The sequence below is a fragment of the Bacillus sp. EKM501B genome, assembly GCF_011800505.1.
Taxonomy (GTDB): Bacteria; Bacillota; Bacilli; order Bacillales; family Bacillaceae_G; genus Bacillus_A; species Bacillus_A cereus.
Window position 1 is genome coordinate 128,599 of record NZ_JAALFZ010000011.1, and the last position, 23,941, is coordinate 152,539.

A 23,941-nucleotide genomic window follows, 5' to 3' on the forward strand; every position below is an offset into this window, starting at 1 on the left:
GTGATTACTATGGAAGAAGTATTACACATAAAAAACGTCTCAAAAGTATATGAGGGGAAAGTCCCTCATACTGCTTTAAAAAATATAAATTTACACGTGGATAAAGGGGAATTCGTTGCCATTATGGGACCATCTGGTAGCGGAAAATCTACATTTTTAAACGTTATCTCTACAATCGATTCTCCGACTTCTGGTGATGTCGTAATTAACGGAAAAAAACCGCACACATTTCGTAGAGAGAAGTTAGCTATTTTCCGCCGCCAAGAGTTAGGATTTGTTTTCCAAAACTTTAACCTACTAGATACACTAACAATCGGTGAAAATATCGTACTACCTTTAACATTAGATAATGTTCCATTAAAAGAAATGGATGAAAAGCTTGATAACATTTCAAAAAAGCTTGGAATTGATCATATTTTGGACAAGCGTATTTTTGAAGTTTCTGGGGGACAAGCACAGCGTACCGCAGTAGCACGTGCTGTTATTCATCACCCTTCTCTCTTACTAGCCGATGAACCGACAGGAAACTTAGATTCAAAAGCGGCAATTGACGTAATGGAGCTATTTACGAAATTAAATAAAGAAGAAGATGCAACGATTTTAATGGTTACGCACGATCCGTTTGCAGCAAGTTATTGTAACCGTGTTATTTTTATTAAAGATGGCGAGCTTTACAATGAACTGCACCGCGGATTATATCGCGAGAAATTTTATCAAGAAATATTAGATGTTTTAGCATTATTAGGAGGAAGACGTGGATGACATTTTGGCAATTCGCATTTAAAAATGTCTCACGTAATTCGAAAGCATATTTCGCCTACTTTGTAAGTAGTGCGTTTTCTATCATGGTTTTCTTTTCATTTACTGTATACGCGTATCACCCGCGGTTACAAAGTGTACAAAGTTTCCAAGAACGTGATCCTCTAATGAACTTAGCTAGTACAGCACAGCTTGTGATTGTTATGTTCTCGTTCTTCTTTCTCTTATATTCAATTGGAACATTTTTAAATGTACGGAAACAGCAATTCGGGATACTCACTATTCTTGGTATCTCACAGAGACAATTAAAAAGATTGTTATTTACCGAAAACATGATAATTGGGATATTATCTATCTTTATCGGCATTCAAGGTGGACTTGTATTTTCTAACTTTTTCTTATTAGTCACTTCGAAATTAACAAGTGCGAAAGGTCTCTATTTATATTGGCCAACAGAAGCGATTATCGTTACAACCGTAACGTTTATCATTTTATTTTTAATCGTTTCTACATTTACACCAATGTTTATTCGTACTCGAAAGACAGCCCACCTCATTAAAGGGAACAAGAAAATGCCAGCTGAAAAAAGACCATCTATACTCATCTCTTTATTCGCTTTAATTTGTTTAGGGCTATGCTATTATATCGCTGGTTATCCGCGAGGCTACGTAACGGAAAAAAATGTGCAAAATGGATCTGTCTTTTTTATTATGTTATCTATTTTACCGCTCGTAATAGTCGGGACATATTTATTCTTTTCACAAACATTCCTTCTTTTCATCTATATTTTAAAGAAGCGCAGAAAGTTTTATTTGAAACAAATAAATATGTTATGGATTTCAGATTTAGTTTCTCGTACACGCAGTAATATTAATGTACTCTTTATTGTTTCTATGCTATCTGCACTTGCATTTACGATTATTATTGGATTATTCGCCGCTAATAACAATACGAAGGCATCAGTATTAGAGCGATATCCCGTTCCCTTCACGTATACATCAGAAGGTGACAATTCCCTTGAACAAAAGCATATTTCTACAATTGAAACGGAGCTTACAACTAATAATTTTCTTTACAAAAAATATAAGTTTACAGTATTAAAAGATACAGCTTCCAAAGAAGATATTATGCTTATGAAGATGAGTGATTATAACGCAATTGCTAAACAATTGAAAAGACCGGAAATAACAATTGATTCTACAGAAGTGTATATTATTTCTCGCCACTCACCAGAACTTCTCGATCTCGTATCTAATCCATTTGCAAAGCAAAATACGATTACACTTGGATCTAATAAAAAAGAATTTCATATTAAAGGGTTTATTAATAAGGGAATCGAACCATCATTTGCATTCCCTCATTTAGCTGTCGTACAAGATTATGTATTTGATAATATGATTCCTCATATTGAAACAACTGTAATCTATAACTATTTCGTAGAAAACTGGGAAAATGCAATCGTTCCAACAAAAAATATGTTACGTGTTATTAGTGGTGATGCACGTGAGTTCTACGAAAAGCATACTGAAGAGAACGCTCAAGTTCCTTTCTTCATACATACGGCTACGGATGAACTTATTTACGGTAAAGGAAATGCAGTTGCTCAATTTTTTATTTGGGCATTTCTCGGCTTTATTTTCTTTATCGGTGCGGCTAGTGTTCTATACTTCCGTATGTATAATGACTTAACAACTGAAAGACAAAAGTATATTACGATTACAAAGCTTGGCTTAACTGAATCAGAAATGTTTCGCTCTGCAACGATTCAATTAGGAATTTTATTTTTCGTACCTTACATCGTTGCTGGTGTTCACACGTTATTTGCGGTTAAGTTTTTACAAAGCATGTTTTCTTTCTCATTACTAAAAGAGACATGTATCGTACTCACCTTTTTCGGGATTATCGAGATTATTTTCTTCTTCTTAATCCGCTCTCTGTACATTAATAAATTATCACAGCATATAAAAATATGAATAAAATGGCCTTGTGCATATTGCACAAGGCCATTTTCAATAGTTTTTAATAATTAGCAGCAATATCCGCCGTAGCCACCATATCCGTAGCCGCCGTAACCGCCATAACCACAACCGCCGCCTCCGCCGAAGCAGCTAGCACCGATGATAATTAATAAAATAAACAATACGATTAGAAGCGCAAAACCGCCTCCGCAACCATGTCTGCGGTTACAATCATCATGTCTGTGTTCACACTTTTCGCTCATTACCCTATTCCTCCTTTAGTATCATTCATAACAAGTTCACCTTGCTCTAAATGAGGGGATTCCATTTATATTATGTTTTCAGGGCGAATAGGAAGCTTGGCTTACCTAAAAACGGGCTTGTTTCAGAAAATGAGCCTTATCAAGATGTAGGTATAAAACATTTGACATACTAATAATTTCTTACTAATATTTAATTGAACGATCAATCAATTTTTTGATTATACATTCAAATTATATAAATCAGGAGTTGAATAGCATGACTGATTCTTTTATTGCAGAGGCTAGGCGTGAACAAATTATTCTTGCATGTATTGATACATTAGAAGAGGTTGGATATAACAACTTGAGCTTAACGAAGGTAGCAAAAAAAGCTAAGATTAGCACTGGACTTATTTCTTATCATTTTAACGATAAGCTTTATCTTATGAATCGGACATTACAATTTTTAGTTGATAAACAACATGAATTTATTAGTAATCGAGTACTATTAGCCCAATCTGAAATAAACAAACTAGAGGCTTTTATTGAAGCACATTTGGCTTATCAAGAAACTCATTACAAAAATAATATTGCCTTAATTGAGATTGTCTTTAATGCAAGAAATGAAGAGAATGTTCCTTATTACAGAATCGAAGACGACGACGAAGATGATGCTCTTAGAACGATGTTATTAGATATTTTGAAGACTGGACAACAAAATGGTGTGTTTTCTAACTCTTTTCAAACCGACACATTAGCTTCATTTATTTTAGGAGCAATCGAAGAAAGAATGTTGAAGGCAAATTCATCTATATCCATAGAAAATTACTCAGATGAGCTCATAAAAATGGTGAAAAAACTCACTATTTAAAACATGCCCTGGTTAAAAAATATATATAAGAAAGGATGAACTACACATGAAAAAGGCATCTGTCATTGGATTAGGTTTTTTAGAAAAGTTACTTGCTATAGTAAGTCCAATCCTTTTAGGCGTTATTGGATATTTTTCACCTAAATTAATAGAGATTATAAAAAAGATTCCTCTCTTTTCTGATTCAAAAATTATAGAACTTTTAAATTTTATTAATCCCTTCTGGCTTCCTATTATCCTCATGCTAATTGGTGTTATTGCAGGAATTTTATTTTCTTTAATTATTTATAGTGAAGCTTTAAAAATGAACATTACTTCGGAAAGCATTCACGTGAATAAGGACGATCAAAAGAAACAAATCACCAGATCAAATGTAAAAGCCGTTTTTGTAGATAAGCGTCAAGTGGTTATCATTGATCAAGAAGACCGAGAATGGTTACGTGAAACATCTGACATTACCCCAAGCAAAATTAAAGATACTTTCTTAATGCACGGCTTCCCCTGGGTGGAACAAGATCCTTATAAACATGAGTATAGCTTATGGAAATTAGAGGATGCGCGATTTAATAAAAGCATAAATACTATTTTGTATGAAAGACGAAATGCCCTTCGAGAAGGAAACTCGAAAAAAAAGAAGCATTTACGCAAAGATTTGAATGAGCTAGGAGTCTTTGTCAAAGACGATGGAGAAAATCAGTATGTCCGTTCTATTAAATAATAGGACAATAGAAAAAAGATATAAAAAGCACCTTGCCCTGTATATTTGTAAGTAACTACGATTAAAAAATAGCAAAACCCACAGAGAAATTGAATTTCTCCTGTGGGTTTTATTAATTAAAATGGGCTTTTCTCCCTAAAGAAACATATTCAACAAAAGAGCAAAACCAAATGCAATAAATGATAACAATGTCTCGAGTACCGTCCACGTTTTAAACGTTTCCTTCACCGTCAAACCTAAATACTCTTTTACAAGCCAGAACCCTGCATCATTTACGTGAGAAAACATTAATGATCCTGCACCGGTTGCAATAACTAGCAACTCTAAATTCACACCAGACATGTGCTGAATAACTGGTGAAACAATCCCTGCTGCTGTCGTTAATGCTACTGTAGCTGAACCTGTTGCAATTCGAATTAAACCAGCTACCATGAAAGCTAATACAATTGGTGATAACGAAATATGTTCTGCCATTTGTGCAATAGCTGTTCCAACGCCGCTTTCAATTAATATTTGTTTAAATCCACCGCCTGCACCAATTATTAAAATAATAGAACCGACAGGCAATAAACTTTCATCTGTTAATTTTTTAATCATCTTTTTATTAATACCTTGTTTGATACCAAGTAAATAAAATGCTGCGAAACATGAAATAAGTAAGGCGATTACTGGACTCCCTATAAACACAAAAAATTCAGTCAATTTTTTCGGTAATGAAATATATGGTGCAACTACTGATAAAATCATCAATACAACTGGTAATAAAATAATAAAGAATGAAACTTTACGACTTGGCAAATCAGTTGATACTGTCGTAACTCGAACAAGCTCCGGTTCATTTTCAGGTATAACCCTCTTATGTACCCACTTTGCAAATATTGGGCCTGCGATAATGGCTGTTGGTAACGCGATAATTAATGAATATAAAAGTACCTTTCCTAAGTTCGCGTTATAAATACCGATTGCTGTCATCGCCCCTGGATGTGGTGGTACGAGCCCGTGAACAATAGATAATCCTGCAATGACAGGTAACGCAATTAATAATATATTTTGCTTCGTCGTTTTTCGAATTGAAATAACGAGTGGTAATAAAATGACAATCCCCACTTCAAAAAATACGGGAATCCCTATAACAAACCCTGCAAATAACATAGCCCAAGGTAGTTTCTTTACACCGAAAAATCGAATAAAGAAATCTGCCACTTGCATGCCGGCCCCTGAATCGGACATCATTTTCCCTAAAATTGTTCCGAGAGCTAAAATACCAACTAAATGCCCTAGTACACTACCAACACCAGTTTCATAGGCAGTCACTATTTTCGTTACATTCAGTCCAGACATAATGGCTAAAAATAAACTCGCAACTGTTAAACTAATAAATGCATGCCATTTCCACCATGATACCCCTAAAATAACAATTGTGATCGCAAGTAACGTGACGATTAATAAGTATATATCCATCTCCCATTCCCCTTACTTTTATCCCGATTGGTGTGAGCTAATAATTAGTGGATGATGCCCTCCTCCACTAATTAAAGTTTTACTTTATAAAAAAAGAGGGAACATCCCCTCTTTTTTATACGTCATAATTCACTACATAATGCTGCATCTCTGTATTGTAGTAGCCTTCGCTATATTCAATTACTTCGCCAACTTCATCGTAAGAATAACGCATACGTTTTAATAGCGCTGTCCCCTCTTTTTCACCTAGCGCTTCTGCAACGAAACTAGGCGCGAGTCCAACAGCGAATTCATCTCTGAAGTTTTCTAAGTGAATGCCTCGGTCTTCAACTAAATCATAAAGCGATTGCAAGTCAAAGTCCGATAAATCTGTACTTGCCATTCCTGCTGAGAAATAGTGCGTATAATGAATGTAAGGTGCATCATTTAACGTATATAAACGTTCAATACGAAAACTCTCCTTGCCGAATAATCGAAATGGCACCGTTCCTTCTTCATTATGAACGATTTCTGCTTTTAGCAATTTCTTTTGTACTTTATATCCTTCTTCCACTAACACTTCTGTAAATTTCTTACCTTTTGACAACTTTGTCGCAGAAGTATTACGGATAACTTTCGTTCCTTTACCGCTTTTCTTTTCTAAATATCCTTCTTGAGCGAGTTCTTTAATTGCATTACGCACTGTAATTTTGCTCACTTTGAACTCTTCTTCTAACTGCGGTTCAGAAGGAATATTCGTATGAATCGCATATACACCATGCAATATTCGATCACGAATAATATTTTTTATTTGTAAATATAATGGTCCTTTTTTCCTCGTTACGTTCACCGTTACACCCACTACCTTTCTACATCACCTACTGATGCCGTCATTGCCCGAAGTATATCCTTCTCTGATGACATGGGCGTATCACCGACGATTGTATGTGCAAGCATTCCAGCTGCTGACGCAAATGAAACAGCTTTCTCTGGTGCAAACTCTTTTATCTCGCCATGAATAATCCCGCTCGTATAAGCATCTCCAGCACCTATTCTATCATATACAGAAAACGCAAGTGTTTTTGCAAAAGTGAACGCACCATCTTTACATATAAATCCGCGAAGCGAGTGTGTATTATCACTATTAATAGAGCGATGTGTACCAGCGATTGTAGCAATATGATATGTTTCAGCCACCTTTGGAATAAGATCAATAAGTTGTGCTTCTCGCTCCGTCTCCTCTGTTTTCATTCCAAGAACGAACATTGCATCTTTTTCATTCATCATAACGATATCAGCAAGAGCCAGCATTTCTTCATAATGTGGTTTCGCCTGCTCATACCCATCTTCTCCCCAAAGAGATGGACGATAGTTGCAATCAAAAACGACGGTTCCTCCGTTTTCTTTCACTGCTTTCGCTAAAGATTTCATATGATGGCGCACAGTATCATTCATCGCAAGTGTAATACCGCAAAAATGAACGATATCAATTTCCTTTGCGATTTCTTCAAATTGATACATTTCTTCACATGCCATATTGAAGCTACTTTCTAGTCGATTCGAATACGTAACGCGGCTTGCACGTGCACCCAATCCATTTTCTAAAAAGTACATGCCGACATATTTGCCACCTCTTGAAACAAGTGAGGTTTGCACACCCAACTTTTGAATGTAAGATAATGCAGCATCTCCAACCGAATTTTCTGGTAAAGTTGAAATAAGAAAGCCTTCATGCCCGAGATGAGAAAGTGCCGCTGCCACGTTCACACCTGTACCAGAAAAGGAGTAATTTAACGTGTTAGCTTGCGACAATAACTCATATCCAGGTACTTGCAGGCGCATCATTACTTCGCCGAATGCTGCAATTTTCTTACGCATATTGATCAACTAACTTCTTCACGACTGCTAATAATTCACGCACATCTTCTACTTTCGTGTTACCAGTTTCTTTATCAATAATAGAAGAGTACACGTGCGGGATAACTTGCTCTACATTTGCCTCAAGCGCAATACGTACAATTGTTTCGAAGTTTTCTTTATCAATTCCGCCTGTTGGCTCTAATGCAAATCCTTCTTCTGCACAAGCCTTCGCAACTGCGCGATATTCTTCCTCATGAGCTAAACCTTTCATTGGGAAGTATTTCAATGAATTTCCGCCCATATCACGTACAAGTGCAATTGCTGTTTTAATTGGAACGATTGCTTTTTCTTCTCCAGCTGCGCTAATTGGACCAGTAGAAATATTTACGTAACCCACTTTTCCTGTTGGGGATACTAAACTATTAATCCAGCTATCTTTTTCGCCAAGATTTGCACGTGTCGCTCCAACTGAAGGGAACACTTGGTTAATATGGCTGCCAGGATAATGCTTCGCAATTTCAGCTACAACTGCCGCTTGGCGATTATCTCCTGCTCCTAGTCCGATTGATACAGCGTCATCAATTTCTTTTCCGTATGCTTTCATCGCTGTAACGGCTTCTTCTACTGTTGGGTAGTCTTTTGATAATACCCCCACTACTACATACCCTTCTGCTGCTTCAAAAATATCTTTCGCATTTCGGGTATTGTTCGCTAATACATTTAATGCTACGCGGCCTTTATAAAAACGTTTTTGAATATTTGTCATTTTAGTTTCCCCCTACAATTTCTCTCAATTTTTCTTCAATTACATGTATGTCATCACCTTGAAGTGGACGTGGATCAATATCAAAGAATCCTTGTCTTACTCCGTAATCACGTGTATAGATTGCGATTTCCCCTTCGCGTAATGCTGTCACAACGTCTTTTGCCGATTTATTTAACTCTTTTTCGTTAATATGAATACGTGCTCTAAAGATTGCTCTTCCGGCTTCATCTTGAACGATCGTTACATTTACACCTTTTAATTCTTTTAGCGGCATAAGTACTTGTAGCAATTCTTTTTCTTGCTCACTTTTATCTTCTTTTACGCCGTACTCATCAAGCGCTTGAAGTAAGCCGAAAGTTGTTTCTTTCCCAACTTTCATACTTCTTCCGATGCAATGTAATTGCACTTTCAGCCATTCGATATATTTTCGTTTACCGCCAACAATACCAGAAGTAGGTCCTTCAATTGCCTTTGAACCACTATAAATGGCAAGGTCTGAATACTTCACATATTTTTGAATGTCTTCTTCAGCTGCCGCATCAACGATAAGTGGTACGTTATTTCGCTGCGCTACTTCCCATGCTTCTTCAACAGAAATCATATTTTTTTGCACTGCATGATGTGATTTCACATACAGAATCGCTGCTGTATTTTCACCAATTGCATCTTCAATATGCTCTGCTTTCCCTTCATTTGCGTAGCCAACTTCTACAAGCTTACCGCCGCCTAAATAAATCATCGTTTCAACTGGAGCACCGTATTGAACGTTATGACCTTTTAACATAATTACTTCGTTTTTCGCGATTACTTCTTGATGAAGTCTTTCACTTTTACGGCGATTTCCTTCCGTCACGATACCAGCGATAGAAAGCGCAATGCCACTCGATGCTGAGTTCACAACGACCGCTGCCTCTGAATCTAGAATTCTCGCAATATGGTCTCCCGCTTTATCTACTAAATCAGCAATTTCCACATAATTTTGTCCACCATGTTTCATCGCATCCATAACTGTATCTGTAGGAGCGGATACACCTAAAATACTCATTCTACCGCTCGCATTAATTACTCTTTTTAATCCGTACTTAGCATTCAATGAATGACCCATTGATTACAACCCCTTTCGTATCAATCCTTCTTTCAGCAATGCGCTGATCCCCTTCTGAATCAATTAACGTAACCTTCTCATCTTTCACTGTAAATAAAGTTAAGTTTGCAATATCTCCTTCTTGAATGCGGCCAAGCTCTGGTTTTTTCAGCCACTCTGCTGCATTTTTCGTAACCGCGTCAATTACTTCTTCTAGCGGATAACCTAAGTAAAGGAATTTCGAAAGAACGTGAGCCATACTATACACGGGACCGTGTATACGATTCTTCCGGTAAATATCTGTACTAATTGTATTAAAAGCAATACCGTGATGCTTCGCCGCCTCTGCTACTTTAAAAGAAAAACTAGCATTACCGTGACCAACATCTAAATGAACACCACGATTCACTGCATCTAGTAATACAGGTAGCGGTTTGCCTTCTTCATCGAATAAATTATTTTCTTTCCCGTTTAAGTAATGTGTAATGACATCATCTTTTTCTAAAAGAGGTACAACTTCCTCAATGCGAGGAGGCGCTGAACCGATATGTACCATAATTGGTAATGATGTTTCACGAGATAAAGAGCGTGCAACATGAAGCGGTTCAATTCCACTATCACAAACGACACTTTTACTCATTCTCGCCTTTAACCCAACGATTACATCTTTATACTTTTCTACTGCTTCTATTACTTTCTCTTTATCTATCCATTCCATATTGGATAATTCATCGATTCGTTTCAAACCGATACGAGAAATATTTAAAAAGGCAAATAAATTCGTTTTTGCCTGCTCTCTACTTTTTACTAAATCTGCAATACGATCAGCACCGCAGCTACCCGCATCAACAATTGTCGTTACCCCTTGCTTAACGCCAATTTCATCCACCTCATCGCCATACGGATCAAACTCCGGAAAAGCATGAACGTGTAAATCAATCCAACCACTCGATACGTAAGTACCTGAGTAATCAAGAACCTTTCCACCTTCGCCAGCACCAGCTTTCGTCACCTGTGCGATTTTATTATTTTCAATTACAATGTCAATCTCTTCCCCGTTCACACGTTTTACATTACGTAGTACGAATCGTTCTGTCATTGTACTTCCACCCTTTTCTATAAGAAGCCATAAGAATACGCTTACATTAAAGTTTCATTTTATATGTCTTTCACACGTTTAGCGTAACACAAAAAAAGGGAGAAGTAAATATAACGTTATAATGTTTGAAAGTGAATAAAAAGATGCTCCTCCAAAATGGTAGTAGTATAGGAAATTATATCAACGATTTTTTGAATATATCTATCATAACTTACAATATATCAACGATTCGACAAGGAATATCGATTTACCGACAAGAAACGTCAATTCCTTTCTTATATAAAAAAAGGCTGTCCCAAATGGCACAGCCTTTTTCTCTATTCCTGAACCGTCACAATAACCCCATCCATATTATTCCCCGAAATTTCATACTGCTTGTTTGCTGGAACGTTCACTTTCATATTCTCAGAAACTTTATAATAAGAAACAGTATATTTCTTACCTTCTACTTCAGTTGAAATCTCTTTTTCCTCTTTTAAGAAATCTAAATATTCCTCTAGTGTGAAATTCTTTTTTTGCATAATCGCGCTATGAGGTAGGCCGACATAACGGATATGCCATGGCTCATATTGAATTCCAGTAATGTTACTTTTATTTTTCGGATAACGTAGTACAAAGCCATGCTTCCATACGTTCTCTTCAATCCATTTTCCTTCAGGCGCTTTCTCCATTTTCTTTTGCGTTGATCCAACGTCTAGTGATAATCCTAAATTATGTTCACTATATCCTGCTGGAAGCGCGTAATCAGATCCCATTTCTTTATATAATTTACTTTGTTCTTTAAAATCTCGATACCCACTGCTCATTAAGAAATGCTGTACGCCATCTTTTCCAGCCGCATCGACAACGTTCAAAAACTTTTTTACAACATACTTTGATAAACGAAGATTTCTATCAAATATTACGTAGCCTCTTACTAATTCACTATTATGATTTACATTTATAATATCAGACCTAATACTATCTTTTTTTACTGGATAATCCCTATTAACTAATAATAAATCACCCTTATAAATTTGTTCCTTCGTAATCTCTTTCCTCTCGGTATTTGCCGCCTTTACTAGCTCATCTTTTCCGACAATTTTAACATCGATTTCCTTTTGAAATAACGGTGATATATAAAAGCCTACACATACTGTGCATGCTATAAAAAAAGAAATAAATACCCACTTTTTCATTTCTAGTTCCTCCTTAACGTAACTTACGTATAGAATAGAAAAAACTATTAAAATAAAAAGTGGGGTAAAGTTTAAATTTTTATTAAATTGTTAAGTTCTCGTCTTTTGGCAATCGCACTTCAAACATTGTTCTAACTACATTACTTTCAGCAGAAATTGTACCGTTATGCTGCTCCACAATATTTTTCGCAATAAACAGTCCAAGGCCTGTCCCGCCACGGTTCTCAGTTCTCGATTTATCACCTGTATAAAACATATCAAAAAGATACGGTAAATCTTCTTCTGGAATGCTGTCTCCATAATTCATAACTTGTACGACAACTTCTCCATTATCGATATACCCATTCAGATCAACAAATTGCCCATCATATCCGTATCGAACGGCATTTGTTAACAAGTTTTCAAATACTCTAGCTAACAATTTTCCATCACCGTTAATTGGCAAATGAGGATCAATATTCAACCTAGCTTGTAAATGATGTTTCTCTAATAAAGGATACAATTCCTCATCTAACTGTATAAGTAGTTCACTTATATCAATCGGCTTTTTATCCAGCTTTAGCATGCCATAATTCATACGTGTAATTTCAAATAACTCATCAATTAAACTTTCGAGCCTTTGCGATTTCGTATATGCAATTGTGGAGAAATGTTTAATTTGTTCTTTTGTTAAATTTTCATCTTTAAGAATTAAATCTAAATACCCTAACACGGATGTTAATGGAGTTCTTAAATCATGAGCTAAGTTTACAACGAGCTGATCTTTACTACTTTCAGCAAAGTCTCCTCTTTCCACCGCTTCTTTTAACTTTTCACTCGCAACATTTATTTCACGTGCGATATCTCCAAACTCATCGTTTGATGAAACTTGAACTTTATTCGTAAAGTTACCGTTCGCAAGATGATGAATCCCGTTAGAAATCTCACTAAAATACTTTAAATACGGTTTTGTCAAAAAGAAGAAAAAGATAATAGATAACGGAATAAAGAAAATTAAAAAGAAGTTAATGTCTCCAACTTCCCTTACCACTGACCTAAATTGCGCTAAAGGCTCTTCGTAGCGAACCATCGTTTTATAATACAGCTGCAATCCTTTATAAATTATATAAGTTACAGTTGCTGCAAGCACCATACTTAACGCAAATAAGGCAATCATTTTAAATCGAAAACTTTTCATCATATTAGCCATTGAAAGTATAACCTACTCCCCACACTGTTTTTATTAATTTATCCTTTCTTTTATCTTCCCCAAGCTTTTTCCGCAACGTACGAATATGTACCATAACTGTATTTCCGCCTTCATAATAATCATCTGCCCATACTTGCTGAAAAATATTTTCCACATTATACACTTTCTTCGGATGGCTCGCTAATAAATATAAAATATCAAACTCTTTCGGTGTTAACTCAATTTGCTCTCCATAGACGTTCACTGTTCTTCGCTCAGGATCAATAATAACTCCGCCTATCTCTAAAGCAGATTTATTCTCCGCTACTTTCGGCTGATTTAATGTAAGAAACCTACGTAATTGTGCATTTACACGCGCAACTAATTCAATCGGTGTAAAAGGTTTCGTCATATAATCATCTGCACCTAATACTAAACCTGTCACCTTATCAAAATCAGATGTTTTCGCACTTAAGAAAATGATTGGCATATGATGCTTCGCGCGAATTTGGCGCGTCACCTCATACCCATCCATTTTCGGCATCATAATATCTAAAACCACTAAGTCGATTGGCTGCGTTTCAATAATATGAACAGCCTCTTCCCCGTCTGCTGCCTTCACGACGTGGTACCCTTCTTTTTCTAAATGTATCTCAATTAAATCAGCAATTTCTGCCTCATCATCCACTATTAAAATTGAAATGCGCTTCATTTTACTCCCCCTTTTATACGCTCGATTGTAAACTAGTCTATCCAATTTGTACAATACGAAAAGGTTACCCATTAGAGTAACCTTTGTAAATAAAATTATATCAGCGATTTTCCAAATATATCGACCATAACTTGAATTATATCGGCGATTTCTCAATTATATCGACCGTAACTCGCATTATATCAGCGATTATTGAAATATATCGACTTACCGACAATTAACAACGAAATTCGCCCGCTACTTTAAAGACTCAAGTTACCGCTCCAAAACAATTCGCTGTTTCGTGATCTCCGCCAACCTTCCGCGGTCTACTTCATACTCAGCTTCAACACTTTGCGGCACCATAACTTTTCCGCCCTTAAGCGTCACTTCCGGCGAAATAATATCCTGCTCCCAATGTCTGCTAGAAGCAGATATATCGCCTGGAATCGTAAAGTTCGGCAATGAGGCAAGCGCAACATTTTGTGCTCTTGAAATCCCCATCTCCACCATACCGCCGCACCAAACGGGTATGTTGTGCTCCATGCAATAATTATGGATTTGAACCGATTCTGTTAATCCGCCCACTCGCCCTGGTTTAATGTTCACAATTTGGCAGCTACCAAGGGTAATCGCAACGCGTGCATCTTCTAAACTATGAATACTTTCATCTAAACAAATCGGCGTTTCAATTTTCTTTTGCAACTCCGCGTGATCAAGAAAATCATAATCGGCTAACGGTTGTTCAATCATCATTAATTGGAATTCATCTAGTCGTTTCAGCCTCTCCGTATCCCCTAATGTATATGCTGAATTTGCATCTGCCATTAGCGGGATATGCGGAAACTCTTTTCGAATCTCTTTCAATAATTCGTAATCATGCTCTGGCTTTATTTTCACTTTAAAACGCTCGTATCCTTCTTCTGCGTACTTCTCGATTTGTTTTAACATAACCGGAATCGTATTGATCCCAATTACAACGCCGACTTCAATTTCAGACTTCGTTCCGCCAAGCACTGTCGCTAACGATTTCTTTTGACACTTCGCATATAAATCCCAAACAGCCCCTTCAATTCCGGCCTTTGCCATTCGGTTTCTTTTTATATGTTGAAATAGACCCGGTACCTCATTCGGATGAGAAATTTCAGCCTTTAATAAATCAGGTATTAAAAAGTCTTGCAGTACATGCAATGCTGTCTTCACTGTTTCTTCCGTATACCACGGTTCAGAGAAGGCGACGACTTCGCCAAATCCAATGTATCCGTCCGTATCCTCTAATTTAATAACGATGCTCTCACGCTTCTCATACGTTCCGTAGCTTGCAGCAAACGGGATTACGAGTGGCATTTCTGTTATATGAAGTGTCGCTTTTTTTATTTCCACCTACATCTGCTACTAAAAATATAGACAAATGTATATTCTTAGAGTATTCCTGCTTCTACGTGCCCTGCCTCGCTAATCACTTGCTACTACAGTTTGCTGTGACACTCCACAGGCGTAAATTCCGATGTAGCCCACCGTACATATATACAATCTATTTACGTTAGTATTGTATATTTTTTTGCTTGTAAAAGGTTGATAGATGCATTTAAATCTCTATCCATTACATTTCCACAATCACATGTATATACTCGGTCAGACAGCTTTAAATCCGACTTTTTTTGACCGCAACATGAACATATTTTAGAAGATGGATAGAATCTGTCCACTTGCCGTAGTTCAATTCCATATTCCCTACATTTCGTTGATAACCATGTTTTAAAAGCATAAAAACATTGTTGCGCTACAGCTTTAGATAGATGTTTGTTCTTCATCATACCTTTCACATTCAAATCTTCTACTGTAATAAACATTGGCTTGGTTTTTACCACATCATTTACAATAGACTTTACATACGCTAATCGAATATTTGCTAGCCTAGCATGTAGCTGTTGCACCCTAAGAATATTTTTGTTTATATTCGCTCTTTTATTAGTAACAGGTTGTTCACCTCTCTTTCTTATATTTTCAAATTTGCGTGATAAAGAGCGTTGTTCACGTTTTAACCGTTTTTCTATCTTTTTTACTTGTACTGTTTTATTTATATTTTTGTGAGTTTTTCCATCGCTACGTACAGCGAAGTCTTTAATTCCCAAATCAATTCCTATACCTACTGCATTGAGAATTGAATTTGGTTTTACCTCTTTCACTTCACAGAGTATAGACACATAGTATCTTCCTGCTCTTTGATATACTGTACCACTTTTTACAGTTGTATTTTTTGAAATATATCCATACTCTTTTAACCTTATCCAACCAATTGTAGGGACTTTTACTCTATGTCTTTCTACTGTCCAATCTGTTTTGTTGTTTTTCGGAAAGTAGCACTTCACATCTTGCTTCTTCTTTTTTTTATATCGTGGAAACTTAGATAAACCTTTAAAAAATCGCTTAAAAGCTTTATCTCCATTCATAATCGCTTGTTTTACCGCTTTGCTCGACACTTCTTTAATCCACTGGTCACACTCTTTTGTATGAATGTTGTTTAACCATTTAGAAAAGTCATAGCCACTAAGAAATTTCCCATCCGACTCATATGCCTCTTTATTTTTAGAGATATACAGGTTATATACATATCGACACACCCCAATAGTTTGACGGATTTTACTAACTTGTTCAGTTGTCGGTTTGATTTCTATTAAATATGCTCTTTTCATAAATCTTCATCCTCCGACATTTTCTTTTTGTATTTTCTCAACCCATATATTCTACCGCTAAATACATGAATGATAGATATTAAATCCTGCACAAGTTCTTCTTGAGGAGATAGTTTTTCATTGTTAACAATCATAATTTCCACTCCCATTTTACGAAGAAACTTTTCAAACCACTCATATCCAAAACGTACAAATCTATCTTTGTGTGCAATGATGATAGTCGAAATATTTCTTTCCATACAACTGTCAATCAGGTTATTCCACTGTTTTCTTTTGTAGTTTAATCCGCTACCAATATCTTTGATAACTTCATCTACAATCATCCCTCGTGCATTTGCGAATGTTTTTAAAAACTCAACCTGATTTTCTAAATCATCTTTCTGACCTGGATTTGATACTCTTGTGTAAATAACTACTTTGCCTACTTTATTTTCTTCTTGAATACCCATATATTCCTTATACTGTTCTTCTGTATAGTATCATCTTCCTTTTTGGTTTCAGTAAGCAGTTAAAACACCTTGATTGTCCCACCTTTGCAATGTCTTAACAGAGACATTAAGCATTTCTGAAAATTCTTTTGGTTTATATTGTTTCATAATTACTTTTTATTATATATGCCTACTTTTGTCTATGTTTTTGTTTACTGTTTCTTTCTCCTCCACTAATTCTCTTAACTCTCGTCTTAACAATTTTTTCGAAGCGTTACGTGGTAATTCCTCTAAGAAACATGCTTTCTTCGGCACTTTATATTTCGCTAATTTCTCCTCGCAAAAGTGAAGAATTTCTTCTTCTGTTACCGCCCCGCTTTTCACAACAAAAGCAGCGGGTACTTGTCCCCATTTATCGTCAGACATACCGACAACACCGGCTTCCGCTACCATCGGATGAGAGAGTAACACTTCTTCAATTTGAGCTGGGTATATATTCTCTCCACCAGAAATAATTAAATCGCTGCGGCGGTCTAATACGTATAAAAATCCTTCTTCATCTAAATAACCGAGGTCACCAGTATGAAGCCATCCGTTTTGAATTGTCTCACGCGTCGCATCTTCACGGTTAAAATAACCGCCTGTTACGTTCGGCCCTTTTACTACAATTTCGCCTTCCGCATGTGGCGGCACTACTACGCCGTCTTTTTCAATACGAAGTTGGCACTGAAATAGTGGCTTTCCAGCTGATCCTACTTTCGTTAACATGTAATCTGCGGACAACGTACAAATTTGCGAAGACGTTTCTGTCATACCGTACGTTTGATACACAGGAATTCCTTTATCTACACATGTTTCGAGTAACGGTTTTGGCGCTGGTCCTCCGCCAAGTAACATACATCGTAAAGAAGAAGGATATGTTTCTTCTCCAAGTCTCTCTAATAAATCAGTTAACATTTTTGATACGACTGAAATAATCGTTACGCCTCTCGTTTGAAGTGCTGTATGAATAAAATCAGCATCATATTTCGGAACGAGTAAAATGCGCATGCCGTACATAATATTTTTCATTAGAAGAGATAACCCGCCAACATGGAACATCGGCATACACGCTAACCAGCAATCATCATCACGAAGTCCTAAATTAAGCGAAGAGCCAACCGCGCTGGCCCAGTGATTACCGTACGTTAAAATAACGCCTTTCGGTTTCCCTGTCGTCCCTGACGTATAAATAATCGTCATCGCTTCTTCTAAAGAGAATTCTTCTTGTATAGAGGCTTCCTCTTTTGGTCCATTCATCACCTCGGCGAATGAATAGACAGGAACATCTTTAGCATCAAATTCTTGATCGGTCACTAAACAAATAACTTCAGCATCATCCATTTGCCAAAGTAGCTCTTCTCTTGAAAGACGCGTATTTAAAAGCACAGCTACTGCCCCTACGTACGATAGGGCGTGAATAACTGTAATCATCTCCATACCATTTTTCATCAGAACAGCCACCTTTTCCCCTCGCTTCACTCCTACATGCGTGAGGTGTTCACAAACAGATACTACCTTTTCATGCAGCTGCATAAAAGTAACTTTCTCTTCCTCTATTTCAATTGCAGTACGATCTGGTGTTAAAAATGCACGTTGCTTTAACCAATTTGGCATCGTCTCCATCATACATTCTCCTTTCATGAAAGAAAGAGACTTGATGTGACATCAAGTCTCTTAGTTGTTTTGTTTCCGGTTTGATCTCATCTAGCTACAGCGGCTAGAACAGTCGGTCGTTTCACGCCTTCCTACGAGGCAAAAAGCGCCTCTACGTCAGGAGTTCCAACGCCCTCTTGTTCTAAGCGAGCCGCTTCCGCTTTTAATTTCATCCAGCTACAGCGGCTAGAATGTTCGGTGGCTTCACTTCTTCCTACGAGGCAAAAAACGCCTCTACGTCAGAAGCTCCATCCCCCTCATATTCTAAGCGAGCCGCTTCCGCTTTTGATTTGATCAAGGGAAACGAGGGAATTGACCGAAGTCCGGACTGCGTTTTTCTTTGAATGCGTCGCGACCTTCTTTTGCTTCGTCAGTTGTGTAGTACAATAACGTTGCATCTCCAGCTAGTTGTTGAATACCAGCTAGACCGTCTGTGTCTGCGTTGAATGCAGCTTTTAGGAAACGAAGTGCCATTGGGCTGTTTGCTAAGATTTCTTGTGCCCATTGTACTGTTTCTGCTTCAAGTTGTTCTAATGGTACTACTGTATTTACTAAGCCCATATCAAGCGCTTCCCCAGCACTGTATTGACGGCATAGGTACCAAATTTCGCGAGCTTTCTTGTGGCCTACCATACGAGCTAAGTAACCAGCTCCGTATCCACCGTCAAAGCTTCCTACTTTAGGACCTGTTTGTCCGAATACAGCATTTTCTGCAGCGATTGTTAAGTCACATACGATATGAAGTACGTGTCCTCCACCGATTGCATAACCTGCTACCATTGCGATAACTGGTTTAGGAATTGCGCGAATTAGACGTTGTAAGTCTAATACGTTTAGACGTGGGATTTGGTCGTCACCTACATATCCACCATGACCACGAACTTTTTGGTCGCCGCCAGAACAGAATGCACGTCCACCTTCACCTGTTAAAATGATAACGCCAACATTTGCATCATCACGAGCTTGTGCAAAAGCGTCGATTAACTCCATTACCGTTTTTGGACGGAATGCGTTATGTACTTCAGGACGGTTAATCGAAATTTTTGCGATACCATTGTATGTTGAATAAATAATATCTTCGTAATTGCCTTCTTTTACCCATTCAATAGCCATTACAACTACCTCCTTGTATATTTCTGATCTCCTCTATAAGTGTAACTTTATTCTTAACTGAAAAAAGCATCACTGCATAGTTTTTAGAAATCCCTTTACTATTGTATCAAACTTTTCCGGTTGTTCCACATGAATTGCATGGCCAGCACCATCAATTTTGACAATTTTCGCATCAGAGACGCATTTTTCGATGTTTTTTAATATGCGAAAGAACTTTTCATCATGCTCTCCGTTCATTAAAAGAACAGGTATTTTTAAGTTTTTTAGCTCATCCCACCATGAAGGCTGAGCCCCAGTTCCCATGCCGCGCAAGCTATTTGCGAGCCCTTTTGGGTTGTTAGCAAGTCGTTCTTTTCGCACCGCTTCTTGTACGTTTTTTGCTAAACGTTTTTGCGTTTCAAACAGCGGAATATTTTCCCACATCGATACAAAACTTTCTATGCCTTCTCGCTCAATTTTATCGGCAAGTCGCTCATCTTTTTCACAGCGTTCTTTTCGCTCATCTTCACTTTTGAGTCCAGCTGTACAATTTTCTAATAAAAGAGAACGTACATATTCTGGATATAGACACGCCATCGTAATCGCCAGTCTACCGCCCATTGAATAGCCAAGTATATGTGCTTTTTCAATATGAAGGTAATCTAATAGTTCTTTCATTTGCAATGCCACATTTCGAATGTCATAATGCGCAACATCTTCAGGACTCTCGGTCTTTCCGTGTCCAACAAGATCCACTACAATAACTTGAAACTGCCCACTCCATGAAGAGATAAAAGAACGCCACGTTTCCATGCTTCCCGTAAAACCATGAAGAAGTAGAAGTGGTTCCCCGCTTCCGACTACTTCATATTCATACGATACACCTTGCAGCGTTACTTTCATTTTGATTCACCTTGCAATGATGTAGTAATTACGTCCTGTGTTTTTGCCCATAACGTACGGTGCAACGTTAAGTTTTCATCACGGTTCGTACAAATTTCTACAACGTGTAAACCTTCTGTCGTTGCTCCCTTTTGTACTTCCTCCCGGAATTGCTCCCAACCATTTACACGGCTAAATGAACCACCGTACATTTTAACAACATGCTCATAGTCAAGCCCAATCGGCGTTCCAAATAACGATTCGAAGTGTTCCTTTTTCTCATATTGTGGTAAGAATGAGAAAATACCCCCACCATCATTATTTACAACGACAATCGTTATATTTAATTCATGTAATTTTGCAGCTAATAGTCCATTTAAATCGTGATAGAATGATAAGTCACCGATGACTAATACGAGCGGATCGCAAATCATGCTCGCTCCTAAAGCTGTCGAAATGATGCCATCAATCCCATTTACACCGCGGTTTGCCATCACTTGAATATTTTTATCTGATGTGAAGAAGAATGAATCTGTATCACGAATTGGCATACTATTACTCGCAAATAACGTTGCTCCTTCTGGTAATACGCGTACAATATCTGTAATGACTTTTCCTTCAAATGCAGTTTCATATGTTTCCATTTCACGAAGCGTTTCCTTCGTTTTTTCGTTTATATGTTGCCACATTTGGGACCAATCATTCTTTTTCATAACTGGCATTTTTTCTATTAATGTACTGCAAAATGCAATATCACTTGCCTGTACAACTTCTGTCGCAACAAGAGCTGGATCTCTCCATTGTCCAGATTCGTCAACAACGATATGAACAGCTTTCGTTTGTTTTTTAATGAACTGCGTTAATGCTTTCGAAACAGGCATACCACCAAAACGAATTAAAACGTCCGGCTTCCACGTCTCTTTTAACAATTCATTTCGTAAAAATGTATCATAACAGTCGATTACCATCGTTTTATCGTGGTGTCCGCTACGAATATTAGAAAGTGGGTCTGCTAATATTGGGTATCCCGTTTTTTCAGCTAGTTGCGTTGCAAACGTTGCGATTTCTGAATGACTATCATCTCCACAAATAATAAGCCCCTTTTCCATATGTGAAAGGCGCCCTACAAGAGAATCTACATATTCACTCGGCATCACCACGTTCCCTTGCTGAACTACTCCTGTATATTCCCCGCGTCCTTTATCCCATAAACTTTCTAATGAAAAGTCCGGGATAAGCGGTTCACGAACTGGAAAATTAAGATGAACAGGTCCTTGCGGCGCTAAACAAGCACTTGCTATCATGCGCTGCGTTGTCATGCGAGCGTAGTGGTACATCGCTTCACTCGCTTCTGGAAGTGCCATCTCTGTAAATTGCTTCACAAACGTACCGTATAAATTAAATTGATTCATCGCTTGTGGTGCACCGACATCTCTTAATTCATGCGGTCTATCTGCTGTTAAGACGATAAGCGGCACTCGTGAATGGAAAGCTTCACATACAGCTGGATAGTAGTTCGCTGCTGCCGTTCCTGACGTACATAATAATGCAACCGGACGTTTTTTCGCTTTTGCGATACCGAGCGCAAAAAATCCTGCAGATCTTTCATCTACATGTAAATATGTGTTCATTCCTTCGTGTTGTTCCATTAGTAGAGCAATCGGCGTTGACCGTGAGCCTGGACTAATGACAACATCACATACATTTAGACGCGTCAGTTCATCCACGAACGCGCCTAAATAATATGATAATGCTTCTATATGATTGTTCATTTCATTAATTCCTCCAAAGCACCAAGCATCGGTCTAAACTTCAAACTTGTCTCTTCATATTCAAGTTGCGGTACTGAATCAATTACAATCCCGCAACCGGCAAATAAGGATGCTTTCTCGCCATTTAATAATCCGCAGCGAAGTGCAACCGCAAATTCACCATTTCCTTCATCATCTATCCAGCCAATCGGTGCACCATATAATCCTCTGTCTAACAATTCAACATCACGAATCAGTTTCATCGCTTCCAAACGAGGTGTCCCGCCAAGAGCTGGTGTTGGATGTAATTCTTCTACCATCGTTAAAAGACTCGCAGTGCCTTTTGCCTCTACAGGCGTATATAAATGAATTAAGTTTTTCGTTGTTAATAGACCTGGACTCTCCGGAATATTAACGTATTCGCAGTGCTCATTTAATACCGACCTGATCATGTTCACAACATAACCGTGTTCAGCTAAATTCTTTTCATCATGAAGAAGCGCATTACTATTTCGCTTACTTTCTTCTATAGATTGACCATGACCAGTTGAACCAGCAAGACACATCGAAGTAAACTTCTCATCTTCTTTGCGAATTAACCTCTCTGGCGTCGCTCCTAAGAAGCATGCTCCTTTATAATCAAAAGAAAATACGTAACAATCCGGTTGCCCAATGCGAAGTGCTTCTAAAACAAGAGCAGAATCAATATGATGATCCATTTCTACTTTTAGCTCCCTCGCTAATACAACCTTCTGCACGTTACCCTGCTTCATCTCATCTTGCACTTTCTCAATGGCTTTCATCCAGCCTTTCGGATCCACTTCTACTTTAGAAATAACAGTTAATTTCGATCCGTTTAGCGCACATTTACTCTCCCCAAAAATTTTCTCTTCTAAAGAAATCATTTCGTTATAAAGAGTTTCTGCACAATCTGTTGCTGAAACGAATGTATTCATTGTTAACCATGCTTTTTCATTTTTTACAGTTAATAAAAATGCTGGTAGTGAAAATGTCGTATCATCGAATTCTTTCCATAAGTCCGTTTTCTCTTTTTCTTGGTCAAATGAAAATCCACCAAATAAAAGAGGACCTGTTCCAAATTCATATTTTTCTCTTTGTACAAATGCTTTCTCTTTTACTTTATCCCACTCGTCACGAGCCGCTTGAAAGCGTTTGTGAGAAGAATTTGCTATAGTGAAAACAGAGCCAATTCCAGCAAATATTACATGCTGAGCTGGATCTGCAAAATAACATCTATTTTCCAATGCAATCCTTTTTCCTGCTGCATAAAACAGAAGCGGATCCATCCAGTCTATTTGTTTTACAAAACTAACCAATATTTTTTCATCAGTTGCATGCTTAATGGCTGCACTAAGAACTTCTTGCAAGCCTTTTTGTTTCGTTTGAATCACAATTGTCTCCCCCCTATGGGCGAAAAATAGTCATAATTACGCTTGATTTTAAGATACACCTCAAACGAAAGGCCTGTCAACGTTTAGCATTTCTGAGAAATTCACCTTCTCTTCCTAGAAAATAAACGTTGACACTAAATGATGCTTTTTC

The 23,941-nt window shown here is 37.5% G+C and carries 21 protein-coding genes and 1 pseudogene; 4 read left to right on the forward strand and 18 right to left on the reverse strand.

What is annotated here, in order from left to right:
• The first annotated feature begins 9 nt into the window (after window positions 1-9).
• Together HFD78_RS19830 and HFD78_RS19835 are read left to right on the forward strand one after the other, a co-directional pair.
• Entirely contained in the window at window positions 10-762 is a 753-nt protein-coding gene (locus tag HFD78_RS19830; RefSeq protein ID WP_000393250.1) for an ABC transporter ATP-binding protein, read from the forward strand.
• Window positions 759-2,732, forward strand: coding sequence for an FtsX-like permease family protein (locus HFD78_RS19835; RefSeq protein ID WP_000144954.1), 1,974 nt, complete (start codon window positions 759-761; stop codon window positions 2,730-2,732). The genes HFD78_RS19830 and HFD78_RS19835 overlap by 4 nt, the downstream gene beginning before the upstream one ends.
• A 53-nt stretch (window positions 2,733-2,785) precedes the next feature.
• Here HFD78_RS19835 and HFD78_RS19840 read toward each other — a convergent pair whose 3' ends face one another.
• A complete protein-coding gene (locus tag HFD78_RS19840) occupies window positions 2,786-2,980 on the reverse strand; it encodes a YjcZ family sporulation protein (protein WP_001290395.1) in 195 nt (64 codons plus the stop codon).
• Window positions 2,981-3,236: 256 nt separating this feature from the next.
• Between HFD78_RS19840 and HFD78_RS19845 the strand changes: the two genes are divergently transcribed.
• Window positions 3,237-3,830, forward strand: a complete 594-nt coding sequence (locus HFD78_RS19845) for a TetR/AcrR family transcriptional regulator (protein ID WP_000132250.1) — start codon at window positions 3,237-3,239, stop codon at window positions 3,828-3,830.
• A 46-nt stretch (window positions 3,831-3,876) separates the two neighbouring features.
• Window positions 3,877-4,548 (forward strand): YqeB family protein, encoded by a 672-nt coding sequence (locus HFD78_RS19850; protein ID WP_000710357.1) that lies wholly within the window; start codon window positions 3,877-3,879, stop codon window positions 4,546-4,548.
• Between the two features lie 135 nt (window positions 4,549-4,683).
• Here HFD78_RS19850 and gntP read toward each other — a convergent pair whose 3' ends face one another.
• The 17 genes and pseudogenes from gntP to HFD78_RS19935 form a co-directional block, all read right to left on the reverse strand.
• Window positions 4,684-6,009 (reverse strand): gluconate permease GntP, encoded by a 1,326-nt coding sequence (gene gntP, locus HFD78_RS19855; protein ID WP_000356201.1) that lies wholly within the window; start codon window positions 6,007-6,009, stop codon window positions 4,684-4,686.
• Between the two features lie 115 nt (window positions 6,010-6,124).
• Window positions 6,125-6,850, reverse strand: coding sequence for a GntR family transcriptional regulator (locus HFD78_RS19860; protein WP_000539261.1), 726 nt, complete (start codon window positions 6,848-6,850; stop codon window positions 6,125-6,127).
• Complete coding sequence (locus HFD78_RS19865; RefSeq protein WP_191968103.1) at window positions 6,850-7,866, reverse strand: sugar kinase; 1,017 nt, start codon at window positions 7,864-7,866, stop codon at window positions 6,850-6,852. The genes HFD78_RS19860 and HFD78_RS19865 overlap by 1 nt, the downstream gene beginning before the upstream one ends.
• Entirely contained in the window at window positions 7,859-8,614 is a 756-nt protein-coding gene (dagF, locus tag HFD78_RS19870; protein ID WP_000181937.1) for a 2-dehydro-3-deoxy-phosphogluconate aldolase, read from the reverse strand. Before dagF ends, HFD78_RS19865 begins: the two co-directional genes overlap by 8 nt.
• 1 nt (window position 8,615) lies before the next feature.
• On the reverse strand, window positions 8,616-9,719 hold the full coding sequence (locus tag HFD78_RS19875) for a DgaE family pyridoxal phosphate-dependent ammonia lyase (RefSeq protein WP_087875852.1): 1,104 nt from the start codon (window positions 9,717-9,719) through the stop codon (window positions 8,616-8,618).
• Window positions 9,697-10,797, reverse strand: coding sequence for an amidohydrolase/deacetylase family metallohydrolase (locus HFD78_RS19880; protein WP_097813965.1), 1,101 nt, complete (start codon window positions 10,795-10,797; stop codon window positions 9,697-9,699). Before HFD78_RS19880 ends, HFD78_RS19875 begins: the two co-directional genes overlap by 23 nt.
• A gap of 317 nt (window positions 10,798-11,114) precedes the next feature.
• Entirely contained in the window at window positions 11,115-11,975 is an 861-nt protein-coding gene (locus HFD78_RS19885) for a M15 family metallopeptidase (protein WP_097862821.1), read from the reverse strand.
• Between the two features lie 82 nt (window positions 11,976-12,057).
• Window positions 12,058-13,164 carry a HAMP domain-containing sensor histidine kinase gene (locus tag HFD78_RS19890; RefSeq protein WP_000002610.1) on the reverse strand — a complete coding sequence of 369 codons (1,107 nt, stop codon included), beginning with the start codon at window positions 13,162-13,164 and terminating at the stop codon, window positions 12,058-12,060.
• Window positions 13,157-13,855, reverse strand: coding sequence for a response regulator transcription factor (locus tag HFD78_RS19895; RefSeq protein WP_000822516.1), 699 nt, complete (start codon window positions 13,853-13,855; stop codon window positions 13,157-13,159). Before HFD78_RS19895 ends, HFD78_RS19890 begins: the two co-directional genes overlap by 8 nt.
• Window positions 13,856-14,110: 255 nt before the next feature.
• Window positions 14,111-15,217, reverse strand: coding sequence for an o-succinylbenzoate synthase (gene menC / locus HFD78_RS19900; protein ID WP_065702970.1), 1,107 nt, complete (start codon window positions 15,215-15,217; stop codon window positions 14,111-14,113).
• Between the two features lie 155 nt (window positions 15,218-15,372).
• Window positions 15,373-16,530, reverse strand: a complete 1,158-nt coding sequence (locus tag HFD78_RS19905; protein ID WP_000817282.1) for an RNA-guided endonuclease InsQ/TnpB family protein — start codon at window positions 16,528-16,530, stop codon at window positions 15,373-15,375.
• Window positions 16,527-17,126 (reverse strand): annotated as a pseudogene (locus tag HFD78_RS19910) (IS607 family transposase). Before HFD78_RS19910 ends, HFD78_RS19905 begins: the two are co-directional and overlap by 4 nt.
• A 12-nt stretch (window positions 17,127-17,138) precedes the next feature.
• Window positions 17,139-18,623, reverse strand: a complete 1,485-nt coding sequence (locus HFD78_RS19915; RefSeq protein WP_000449542.1) for an o-succinylbenzoate--CoA ligase — start codon at window positions 18,621-18,623, stop codon at window positions 17,139-17,141.
• A gap of 324 nt (window positions 18,624-18,947) precedes the next feature.
• On the reverse strand, window positions 18,948-19,766 hold the full coding sequence (menB, locus tag HFD78_RS19920) for a 1,4-dihydroxy-2-naphthoyl-CoA synthase (protein WP_000963886.1): 819 nt from the start codon (window positions 19,764-19,766) through the stop codon (window positions 18,948-18,950).
• A gap of 69 nt (window positions 19,767-19,835) precedes the next feature.
• Complete coding sequence (gene menH, locus HFD78_RS19925; protein ID WP_000869216.1) at window positions 19,836-20,648, reverse strand: 2-succinyl-6-hydroxy-2,4-cyclohexadiene-1-carboxylate synthase; 813 nt, start codon at window positions 20,646-20,648, stop codon at window positions 19,836-19,838.
• On the reverse strand, window positions 20,645-22,399 hold the full coding sequence (menD, locus tag HFD78_RS19930; RefSeq protein WP_001059220.1) for a 2-succinyl-5-enolpyruvyl-6-hydroxy-3-cyclohexene-1-carboxylic-acid synthase: 1,755 nt from the start codon (window positions 22,397-22,399) through the stop codon (window positions 20,645-20,647). Before menD ends, menH begins: the two co-directional genes overlap by 4 nt.
• Complete coding sequence (locus tag HFD78_RS19935) at window positions 22,396-23,790, reverse strand: isochorismate synthase (protein ID WP_000616753.1); 1,395 nt, start codon at window positions 23,788-23,790, stop codon at window positions 22,396-22,398. Before HFD78_RS19935 ends, menD begins: the two co-directional genes overlap by 4 nt.
• Window positions 23,791-23,941 lie beyond the last annotated feature (151 nt).

Bases quoted from the DNA above. Each gene is read 5' to 3' on its own strand.
- menB (WP_000963886.1), bottom strand. From the start codon at position 19,766: ATGGCTATTGAATGGGTAAAAGAAGGCAATTACGAAGATATTATTTAT.
- dagF (WP_000181937.1), bottom strand. From the start codon at position 8,614: ATGACAAATATTCAAAAACGTTTTTATAAAGGCCGCGTAGCATTAAAT.
- HFD78_RS19840 (WP_001290395.1), bottom strand. From the start codon at position 2,980: ATGAGCGAAAAGTGTGAACACAGACATGATGATTGTAACCGCAGACAT.
- HFD78_RS19890 (WP_000002610.1), bottom strand. From the start codon at position 13,164: ATGGCTAATATGATGAAAAGTTTTCGATTTAAAATGATTGCCTTATTT.
- HFD78_RS19830 (WP_000393250.1), top strand. From the start codon at position 10: ATGGAAGAAGTATTACACATAAAAAACGTCTCAAAAGTATATGAGGGG.
- HFD78_RS19835 (WP_000144954.1), top strand. From the start codon at position 759: ATGACATTTTGGCAATTCGCATTTAAAAATGTCTCACGTAATTCGAAA.
- HFD78_RS19895 (WP_000822516.1), bottom strand. From the start codon at position 13,855: ATGAAGCGCATTTCAATTTTAATAGTGGATGATGAGGCAGAAATTGCT.
- menD (WP_001059220.1), bottom strand. From the start codon at position 22,399: ATGAACAATCATATAGAAGCATTATCATATTATTTAGGCGCGTTCGTG.
- HFD78_RS19850 (WP_000710357.1), top strand. From the start codon at position 3,877: ATGAAAAAGGCATCTGTCATTGGATTAGGTTTTTTAGAAAAGTTACTT.
- HFD78_RS19875 (WP_087875852.1), bottom strand. From the start codon at position 9,719: ATGGGTCATTCATTGAATGCTAAGTACGGATTAAAAAGAGTAATTAAT.
- HFD78_RS19905 (WP_000817282.1), bottom strand. From the start codon at position 16,530: ATGAAAAGAGCATATTTAATAGAAATCAAACCGACAACTGAACAAGTT.
- HFD78_RS19865 (WP_191968103.1), bottom strand. From the start codon at position 7,866: ATGCGTAAGAAAATTGCAGCATTCGGCGAAGTAATGATGCGCCTGCAA.
- gntP (WP_000356201.1), bottom strand. From the start codon at position 6,009: ATGGATATATACTTATTAATCGTCACGTTACTTGCGATCACAATTGTT.
- HFD78_RS19885 (WP_097862821.1), bottom strand. From the start codon at position 11,975: ATGAAAAAGTGGGTATTTATTTCTTTTTTTATAGCATGCACAGTATGT.
- HFD78_RS19845 (WP_000132250.1), top strand. From the start codon at position 3,237: ATGACTGATTCTTTTATTGCAGAGGCTAGGCGTGAACAAATTATTCTT.
- HFD78_RS19880 (WP_097813965.1), bottom strand. From the start codon at position 10,797: ATGACAGAACGATTCGTACTACGTAATGTAAAACGTGTGAACGGGGAA.
- HFD78_RS19915 (WP_000449542.1), bottom strand. From the start codon at position 18,623: ATGGAGACGATGCCAAATTGGTTAAAGCAACGTGCATTTTTAACACCA.
- menH (WP_000869216.1), bottom strand. From the start codon at position 20,648: ATGAAAGTAACGCTGCAAGGTGTATCGTATGAATATGAAGTAGTCGGA.